6 protein-coding genes are annotated in these 9,666 nt (G+C 55.6%); 4 read left to right on the top strand and 2 right to left on the bottom strand.

Annotation, left to right across the window (positions count from 1 at the left end; translation table 11 throughout):
- The 4 genes from AXW11_RS04490 to AXW11_RS04475 all read left to right on the top strand — a co-directional run.
- Positions 1-1,080, top strand: a 1,080-nt coding sequence (locus tag AXW11_RS04490) for a type VI secretion system Vgr family protein (RefSeq protein WP_286791939.1), incomplete at its 5' end; no start/stop codon positions are given.
- On the top strand, positions 1,073-1,855 hold the full coding sequence (locus tag AXW11_RS04485) for a DUF4123 domain-containing protein (RefSeq protein WP_041335116.1): 783 nt from the start codon (positions 1,073-1,075) through the stop codon (positions 1,853-1,855). The genes AXW11_RS04490 and AXW11_RS04485, both read left to right, overlap by 8 nt.
- A 14-nt stretch (positions 1,856-1,869) precedes the next feature.
- Positions 1,870-6,696 carry an RHS repeat-associated core domain-containing protein gene (locus tag AXW11_RS04480; RefSeq protein ID WP_228301246.1) on the top strand — a complete coding sequence of 1,609 codons (4,827 nt, stop codon included), beginning with the start codon at positions 1,870-1,872 and terminating at the stop codon, positions 6,694-6,696.
- Positions 6,693-7,031 carry a DUF7957 family protein gene (locus AXW11_RS04475; RefSeq protein WP_036206075.1) on the top strand — a complete coding sequence of 113 codons (339 nt, stop codon included), beginning with the start codon at positions 6,693-6,695 and terminating at the stop codon, positions 7,029-7,031. Before AXW11_RS04480 ends, AXW11_RS04475 begins: the two co-directional genes overlap by 4 nt.
- Before the next feature lie 858 nt (positions 7,032-7,889).
- Here AXW11_RS04475 and AXW11_RS04470 read toward each other — a convergent pair.
- Complete coding sequence (locus tag AXW11_RS04470) at positions 7,890-8,756, bottom strand: substrate-binding periplasmic protein (RefSeq protein ID WP_052479543.1); 867 nt, start codon at positions 8,754-8,756, stop codon at positions 7,890-7,892.
- A gap of 141 nt (positions 8,757-8,897) precedes the next feature.
- Positions 8,898-9,666: 1-acyl-sn-glycerol-3-phosphate acyltransferase (locus AXW11_RS04465; RefSeq protein ID WP_286791934.1), on the bottom strand; the 769-nt coding region annotated here is incomplete at its 5' end.

Genomic DNA, 9,666 nt, shown 5'->3' with positions numbered 1-9,666 from the left:
GAACAACCCCAGGCCCTGGAAGAGGATGGCAACAACGGCGCCACCACCTACCACAACGCCTTCAACGCCATCCCCGCGGACCGCACCTGGCGGCCCCAGGTCGAGCATCGCCCGTTGATGGACGGCCCCCAGGTTGCCATTGTCACCGGCCCTAAGGGCGAAGAGATCCATTGCGACGAACACGGGCGCGTCAAAGTGCGATTCCCCTGGGATCGCTACTCAAAGAATGACGAACACAGCAGCGCCTGGCTCAGAGTCAGCCAGGGCTGGGCCGGGGGCCAGTATGGTTTCATGGCGCTGCCGCGAATCGGCAACGAAGTCATCGTCAGCTTCCTGGACGGCGACCCGGACCAGCCGATCATTACCGGAAGAACCTACCACGCCACCAACACCCCGCCGTACGCGCTGCCGGAGCACAAGACCAGAACCACTCTCAAGACCCAGACCCACAAGGGTGAGGGCAGCAACGAACTGCGATTCGAGGACGAAGCGGACAAGGAACAGATCTACGTCCACGCCCAGAAAGACCTGGACCTGCTGACGGAAAACAACCGCACCGAGGTGGTTAAAAACGAAAGCCACCGAACGGTGGATAACAACGAGTTCAGCAATATCAAGGGCAGCGACCACTGCACTGTGGATGGTGAGAAGCGACAGACAGTCGGCGGCGACTGCAGTCAGAACATCGGTGGCACTTTCCACCAGAAATCCGCCCAGGGCACGCTAAGTGAAGCGGGCACCGAAGTTCACCACAAGGCAGGCGCTAAAGTGGTGCTGGACGCGGGTGCAGAACTCACCATCTCCGCCGGTGGCAGCCTGCTGAAACTGGACCCGAGCGGCGTGACGCTGGCGGGGCCCGGTATCAAGATCAACTCTGGTGGGGCACCGGGCAGTGGTTCCGGGCAGGGCGTGGTGATGGCGGAAATGCCCCAGAACCTGGAGGGGCTGGTCCATCAGGCCATTGAGCCAGCAGCGCTGCCCGAAGTGCCACTCACCGCACCACAGTTCAACAACCTGATGTCGGATGCACCTTTCTGTGAAGAGTGCGTGAAGTGTCGAAATGGGGTGTGTGATGTCTGAATCGCAAGGTTTTTGCACATGTCTTGACGATGTTCGTCAGCAGGCTGGGCCCGAAAGCGCCATCTATCTTGTACTGAGTGGCACCAGTGCTTCGAAGCCCGTTCGTCATTTTTACGTCATGGATGGCTTGACCGCCCTTCCGCTGTTTCAGGGCACTCAATACGCGGGGTGGCACGAAGTCATGCCATTCCTGGCACAGGTAACGGAAACAAGCGCATTCCTGGGCTGGATCGACGAATCCGACAGTGCCGACTGGGGCTGGGGATTAGTGAGTAACGCCACGCTGGAGGAGGTGTTCAGCCACATCCGCAGCCTGACCAAGATTCTCCTGCCAGACCGACAAGAGGTGTTCTTTCGCTATTGGGACGCACGGTATTTTGGCGCGATTCTGGAAAGCGTTGATGAGACATGCCGCGCCCAATTGATGGGGCCGATAGCAACCGTGGTGTTGCCTGGAGGCGAGGTCATTGAGCACCCGGGTGCCCCGGATACCGCCAAACCTGTAGAAGAGTTTCCATGGTTTGTTCTGCCCGCCGAAGCTCTGAAGAAAATTGCAGCCCTGTGCTGGGGTCAGCTGGTGGACAATACGGTTTCGGCGCTTGGCAAGAAAAAGCAGACGCCCCTGGTTCGGTATCCTGAGCCCATCGCCCGCCAGAAAGTTGAACGTCATTTACGGCGGTTGACCAGCGGTGACGCCATCACCGAGCTGTCTCCGGAACACGTGCAAACCATACACGAAGCTCTGATGCGTGAGGCATTGCAGGGCGCACACTGATTGAGGATGAATCAATGATCGAGTCACGGACGGCTCTTCAGGCTTCAGAACAGACATCCGGCGCACTTCCGGATATCAATGCCATTACCCGGGAACTTCGGGAATCCCTTTCCAATTCCTACGATGACTGGCGTGACGGCTGGTTCTCATCGATCTTCATGGGGCATGAACAGGTTCTGGAGGTCAATGGTGAGAACAACCGTGAGGACGTCAGTGAAAACGAGATTGTCTCGTCCACCGTTGCGCCTTGCGAGGAAACCCGAAAAATCAAGATTGCCCACTTCCATGAGAACGTGAGCAAGACCCCGATACCGTCCACGCGTTTCCAGATTCAGGAAAATACCGGATGGATATTCGATAGCTGGGACACGATTCACAGCGGCACCACGGATGAAAATGGCCTTGCGGAAGTGCCGGTCACTCCCGGAAAGGAATACCGGGTGGTGATGTCTCCCGATGTCTCCCAGGCGGAGATGGATGCGCTCTATCAAACCTACGAGAGCTTCGTAGACCGTTGCTGCGCTCTGCTTGAAAGCACCTGGAACAGCGGCGCCCGCCAGGAATGGGACAGTTATCTGTCAATGAGCTCCACGGAACAGTCGCTGGCCGTTTACGGCCGTCTTCAGGAAGGCATCGCGGATGGCTTTACCGCCGTGTTGGATGATATCCGTCGTATCTACGACGTAATCTGCGGTTTGTTGGATTACGACTTCAGCAACCTGCCAGACGATCTTCAGGAACAGATGGAGACGCTGAAAAAAGCCGACGATGCCTATCTCAAGGCGTGCCTTGTGGCTAACGACGAGATCTTCCTGTTCCTGGTGATGTACACCGTTCGTCAGTATTTCAGGCTTCTGTCACCCACTCAGGTAGCTGAAGTCTCGGGCGAGCTGGTTGGGCAGATCCTGTTCGACGTAGTGGTTGGGCTGATCATCACCGGAGGTGCCGGCCTGGCAGCCAAGTATGGTGTCCGTATTGGCAGCAAAGCGGTTGCAGGTGCGATGAACGTGGCGGATGGCGCACGCACCAACAAAAATATTCTCGGGGAATTTCTTGGCCAGTTTGCCAGGGAGTTCCAGGATTTCATGGAGGATATCGGTACCAATCACCGCGCCATCCAGGTGGCCGGCGGTAGCCGCCTGAACCCGTCCAGCACCCAGCCCGGTCCGGACGTTCGAAACCGCAATGCGATGTATCAGCAGATTGCTGACGATGACGAGGTTGTGAACTTGCAGGCTGGAGGCCGTGATCATGCTGCCGCCAGTGAGGCCAGCAAGGCTCCGGTCCGGGATGATCCATCACCCTCTGAAACCGATCAGGGCCGGGTCACGCAGGACAATGAATCCACGGAAAGCGTGGAAGACCCGATCAGCACGGTTACTGGTGAAGAGGTGCTTGAGCTGACAGATGCGCGCCTCAGCGGCCCGTTGCCCTTCGAATTCAAGCGGGTGTATCGCTCCGGCAGCAGTGATCGGCGCCTGGATATGGGTTACGGCTGGCGCCATAGCCTGAACCATGGCCTGAGCTTTGACGGCAACAGCATCACCTGGCATGACCACGAAGGTAAGAATACCCGTCTTCCTGAGCTGGATAGCACCCCCTTTGGCACCAACTCTCAGACCGGCATGGCCGCCTGGAAAGACGGCGAGCAGATTGTTGCCTGCGTCGGGGAGAAAGCACCACGCTACCACTTCCGCCGGGAGGGGGATCGTGGTGTGCTGGTGCAGATCTCCGATCGATACGGCAACAAACTGCAGGTTGGCTATGACCTCCACGGCCAATTGGAGCGAGTGGTCAGTGATGCTGGAGACGCCCTCGCATTCGAATTTGACGGCCCTTATCTCAAAGCGGTCAACCGCCTGCGACGTAAGCTGACCGACACCGGTTACCAGTGGCAGGCGCTGAGGACCGAACGCCGATACAGCTACGATGACGGTGATGACCTGATCGCGGCTGAAGATGCGATCGGTGGTATCGAACGCTACGGTTATGACAACCACATGCTGACCAGCCGTCAGCTTGCTGGCGGATACAGCTTCTATCTGGAATGGGACGAAGCCTCGCCCAAAGGGCGTTGCATTCACCAATGGGGCGACAGTGCCCAGATTGATACCCGGTTTGAGTGGGACGACGATAACCACAGCTGCACCGTCAGCTACGTCGACGGGAGCAAGGAGATTTGGCGATACGACGGTGCAGCGCAACTGCAGGAAAAGATCGACCCGGACGGTGCCAAACACATCAGCGAGTACGATGAAAAAGGCCGCCTGCAGGCCACCGTTGACCCCATGGGCGCCCGCACCGAGTACCAATACGACAGCAACGGACGCCTGCAGGGTAAAACCGGCCCCGACGGCCAGCCTGTTCTCTTCACCTATCGCAAAGGGCGGATCGCGGAAATCCACCGCAGCGGCCAGACCTGGGCGTTCGACTATACCCAGCACGGTGACCTCGCCCGCGAAACCGATCCAAAGGGACGGGTTACCCGCTACAGCTACAACCCCGAGGGCCAGCTAACTCAGGTAAACCTGCCCGATGGCCGAACCCACAAATGGGGCTGGAACAACCACGGCCAACTGATCGAGGAAACCACCCCCACCGGTGCTTTCTACCAATACCGGTACGATGAATTTGGCCAGTTATTGGCCAAGAAAGACGCCCGTGGCGCCATTACCCGTTATCAATACGATGGCCTGGGGCGGGTGACGGACGAAATTCTCTCTGGCAACCGGCGCCGACAGTACCACTACAACCACTACAACAAAGTAACGCGTTTTGTTGACGAGAAGGGCCGGGAAACCTGCTACGAATACGGCAACAACCTCCACCTGCTGACCCGACGCATTAACCCGGACGGCAGCGAATTGCGCTACCGGTATGATCACCACCGTTTCCTGCTCACCCACATCGAGAACGAACGTGGTGAAGAGTATCGCATCGACTATTACCCGAATGGTCTGGTCAAACAGGAAACGGCTTTCGACGGTCACAGGACGGCTTACCAGTACGACCTGAACGGTCACCTGATCGAAAAAGCTGAGTACGGCACGTCCACAGACGTACTGCAGACCACGGCCTACGAGCGGGATGAGCTCGGTCAACTACTGAAAAAAGTGCTGCCAGACGGCCGTGAAATCCAGTACGGCTATAACGCCGACGGTAAGCTGAGCGCTGTGGATGACGGGCGCTGGCCATTGGCCTTTGAGTACGATGAATTCGGCCTACTGAAAACGGAGCACCAGGGTTGGGCGACCCTTCGTTACCAATACGACGAGATGGACCGCTTGCGCGGCATGGTGCTCCCGGATGGTCAGTCGCTGACCTACCAGCATGATAAAACTGGCCTTCTGTCTGGCATCGACCTCAACGGAAAACAACTAACCCGCCATCGCATGGCTTCCACCGGCGAGGAAGTCGAACGCCAACAGGGCGACCTGTTGAGTGCCTATGTCTACGACGAAGAAGGCCGTCTGACCCAGCACCGGGTGCACCAGGGCCGCATCAAGGACATCGCTGCCCAGCGGGATTACCAGTACGATCCAAACGGCAACCTAAAGGCCATTCAGGACAGCCGCAAAGGCCTGCGGGAATACGTTTACGATCCCATGGACAGGCTGGTTGGCGTGCGAGGCGACCTCTACGAACAATTGATCCACGACCCAGCCGGCAACCTGCTGGAACAAAGCCAAAGCCCGGCCAGTGGAAACACCGCCAACGTACGCGGCAACCGGCTCACCATGCACGGTGACTGCCACTACGAATACGACGAATTCGGCAACCTGACTGAAGAACGCCGTGGTAGGGACCAGAAACTGGTCACCCGCTACACCTACGACTGCGAACATCGCCTGAGCAGCGTCACCAAACCGGATGGCAGCACCTGGCACTACGAATACGACGCCTTCGGCCGCCGCATCGTCAAAACCAACGGCCTGACACGAACCGAATTCCTCTGGCAGGGCGATCGCCTGATCGCCGAGGAAACCGGCGACCAGTACCGCACTTACGTCTACGAGCCAGATACCTTTAAACCCCTGGCACTGGTAGAAGGCTGCGGCCCCGAACAGGCCAGCATTTACTATTTCCACCTGGACCACCTGGGCACACCCCAGGAACTCACCAACGCCGAGGGTGACCTCGTCTGGTCGGTGACTTACCGGGCCTACGGCAACGTTGTTCGCGCCCTGGTCAACGAAATCGACAACCCGATCCGCTTCCAGGGCCAATACCACGACCCGGAAACCGGCCTGCATTACAACCGCCACCGGTACTACAATCCCAACACCGGGCGCTTCTTGACCCCGGACCCGATTGGGCTTGCGGGTGGGTTGAATAACTACCAGTATGTGCCTAATCCTACGGGGTGGGTGGATCCGTTGGGGTTGACGTCGCAGCCGAAAAACGGGCCGGAATCAGGCGGGAATGGAGGCTCAGATAGTGGGGTTCCTGATGCTCGTGATGAGGGGCCTGAAGTTCCGATAAGCGAGCCAGTAACAGATCGAACTCCAAATGAAGCAGGTGTGGTTCGTGAGTTCGTCACTGATTCCGACCAGGTCTACTATCGGGTTTTTTCTGGTGATAGAACTGTTGGTGGCTTCCTCACCGCCGTCAAGCCAAATAGCAGTGCCTTTGCGAGAGAGGCGTTAGCGCTGCCCCGAATGAATAATGCGGATATGATTCAGGAAGTATTGGTTCCGGCAGGGACAAGGTTGCGGAGATCAAGAGCCGCACCAATACAAGCAGATGACACCTTTCCCGATAGGCGGGGTGGAGCCGAGCAATTTGAACTGTTAGACCGGATTCCGATAGTGAATTTCCGGCCAGGGGAGCCACTACAATGACTTCGATAAGTTTTTCAGGGTCTATCATAAATATTGATGGGAAGTCTGTTCAGTTATCTCATGGCATTGTGGAAGCGTATGAGTTGTACGGAGTCATAGTTGTTCTCCTTGATCCAGATTCTGATATGGGTACAGTGGCCCAGTTTCGAAACCTCATAGGACTAAAAATGAATGGACACATGTTGTGGGAAGCGGAGTTGCCTACAAACAAAAAATCCGATGTTTACTGGAAAATTTCCCAGAAAAATCCTCTTAAGGCGTGTTCGTTTTCATCTTTTGAGTGTGAAATAGATAGTAATAACGGGAAGATTATAAAAAAAGAGTTTTATAAATGATCTGGTGAATATTAATAATTAGGTTTTGTGTGTATAACAAGTGTAAATTTAAGCTTCTATTATAGGGAAATAGTGAACGTAATTGCTGAAAAGCCTTGGATCTATGTACTTATTGAGGATAGAGACGCTTGGATACTGACGGTAATGATCAGGTATGGGGCAGCAGAAAATGACATGAGTGTTAAGCTACTGGAGGCAGAGGTGAATAAGTTAAAAGCTGAACCAGACTATATCGATCGGCTCGTTAATGACATTAATAAAAATCCACAGAATTATAATTGTAGAGAAATTCGACCAGCAGTTTGGCCAAGATAGATTGGGCTGCTCAACGGAGGCAGGCCCCGTTTGCCGGAAGTGCAAAGGCTGATCAAGTGCATTTTTAGAATACTTGTAATAAATCTAGCGTGCTGTGAGAAAGAGTGGGCATATTTATCAGAAAATAACGGGAGCGAAAATTTTCCGTTTGTGTTTTGGACAAGGAAGGAGGTATCTATCTTAGATGAATCCAAGGTTTCTGTTAGAGATGTGAATACTTTAATCTATGATCAATTGGCGGCTCTTCATGATGAGTATACAGGAAGCAAAACAGTTGGTTTTAGATGCGTTTAGATACCACGCACCAAGTTGGATAAACCTCAGAACCATTGCGGAGTTTATTCAGTGGGCGGAATTTGAGAGCCCAACGGATGACGAAATTCTGGTTTGTGTTGATGCTCTCATTGCATCGGGTGACATTGTCAAAGTGGCGTCGGGCTGGCAAATTGCATCTGCGGCTAAGTAGCGATATCAGAAAATTCTGTACCGGCTTGTGAACGATCGTTCGTGTTCGACCAATCTGGAAAGGCATTGTAGTCGACCTCACTCCACACACTGAACCTCATCCTCCACCACCAGATACCTAGCCGGCAAATCCGGCAGTGAGGTTGTAATCAACTCCTCCAGCCTGCCAGACGCTCGCAATTCACTGAGCCCTTCGTTGAATTTCTCCAGATACCGTTCACTTTCTGGCACCTGTTTGGACAGGATCAGGTACAAGTAATCCGATTGCAGCGGCGCGGTGTGGAAGGTGATCTTGCCGCTGAGGCCGAGCTCTTTCAGCATGCCCATGCCCACGGCGGGCTCCATTGGAAACAGGTCGATTCGGCCAGCCGCAAGTTTGCGGAAGTTGGATTCGTCGGAGGTGGTGACATCGGCACTGATGGTGCCGGCGGCGACGGCTTCCTCGAATTCCTCGCCGTAGTTGTAGTCCTGGGTCAGCCCTATGCGATAGCTCTCCAGGTCTTTTACGTCTTCCCAGTCGAAATCCATGCTGGTGCGATGAAACAGGGCGTAGTTATGGGCGACGATTGGGTCGCTGAAGTGGAAATGCTTTAGTAATTTCTTTCGACAGGTCCAGGCAACTGAACCGTCCCACCGGCCTTTTTCCGCCAGAAGGCGAGCGCGGGACCAAGGGAAAAAGCCATAGGATACGGGAATGTCTTTCTTGGCGAAGGCCAGGGTGACGATTTGGGAAATGACCCCGTAATGAGGTGGTGTGTTTTCCATGTAGGGAGGCCAGTGCCCATTGGTGAGCCTGATGGTCGGAGCCGCTTCGTCGGCTTGAAGCGGCAAGGCGAGGGCGCAGGCCATCAGCGCACTGGTAAGGGTAGTGTAGAGGTGACTCAATAGCTGCCTGATCAACCGAATGAGTCGTCGATCGTGCTTGGGCGATCCCTGCTTAAACATCTGTCCATCCACCAAAGCAGGTGCTGGCCGGATGGCGGGGGTGGTTCACAACACCGTCATCGATCGGTCGCACTAGAAGTTGATGATAGTCAAAGAGTAGCAGTCGCTCAGATCATTACAACCAGTCGGTTTTGGGGATGCCTAGCGGTGATTGCCCCTCAGGGCTTTGACCTTTTCTTCCAGCATTTCCGCATTGGCCTCCTGCGCGGTTGCTGGCTCACCGGCAATGAGTTCAATCCGCGACCAGAAGCGCTTGGGAAGATGTTTCAACGCAGGCCCGCCGCAGTGGCTGAAGAAGCTGCCCCACAGGCCTCGCAGGGCCATGGGAACGACTGGTACCGGGCGTCGCTCCAGGATAATATCCACGCCGCCGCGGAAGGTGGCTACCTCACCGTCGGAGGTCAGGCGGCCCTCGGGAAAGATGCAGACGACATGGCCGGCGTCCAGTTCTTCGTCAATGCGCTCGAAGGCGGCGTCGTAGATCTCCGGTACCCGATTGCGGGAGCCAATGGGAACGGTTTTGGCAAGCTTGAAAATCGCGCCGAGTACCGGCGTTTTAAAGATCTGGTAGTCCATCACGAATCGGACAGGCCGCCTGATCGCGCCGGCGATCACGAGGGCGTCCATGTAGGTGACGTGGTTGCAGACCAGCAGTGCCGGTCCTTCCTCGGGAATGCGATTCAGGCCTTCGTGGTGTACCCGGTAAATAGTGTGGGAAAGCACCCAGACAATAAATCGAAGGGCGAATTCGGGCACCTGCTGGTACACAAAGCCCGCCACAATCAGGTTCATGATGGCCAGTACCAGGAAGAACTCGGGGATGCTGAGGCCGATCACGCCCAGCATCATTACGCCCATGATGGCGCTGACCACCATGAACAGGGCGTTGAACACGTTCAGTGCCGCAATA

Source organism: Marinobacter sp. Hex_13 (genome assembly GCF_001566815.1).
Classification (GTDB): Bacteria; Pseudomonadota; Gammaproteobacteria; order Pseudomonadales; family Oleiphilaceae; genus Marinobacter; species Marinobacter salarius.
Note: the sequence above shows the minus strand (reverse complement) of the source record. Positions and strands in the feature narration are given on the sequence as shown.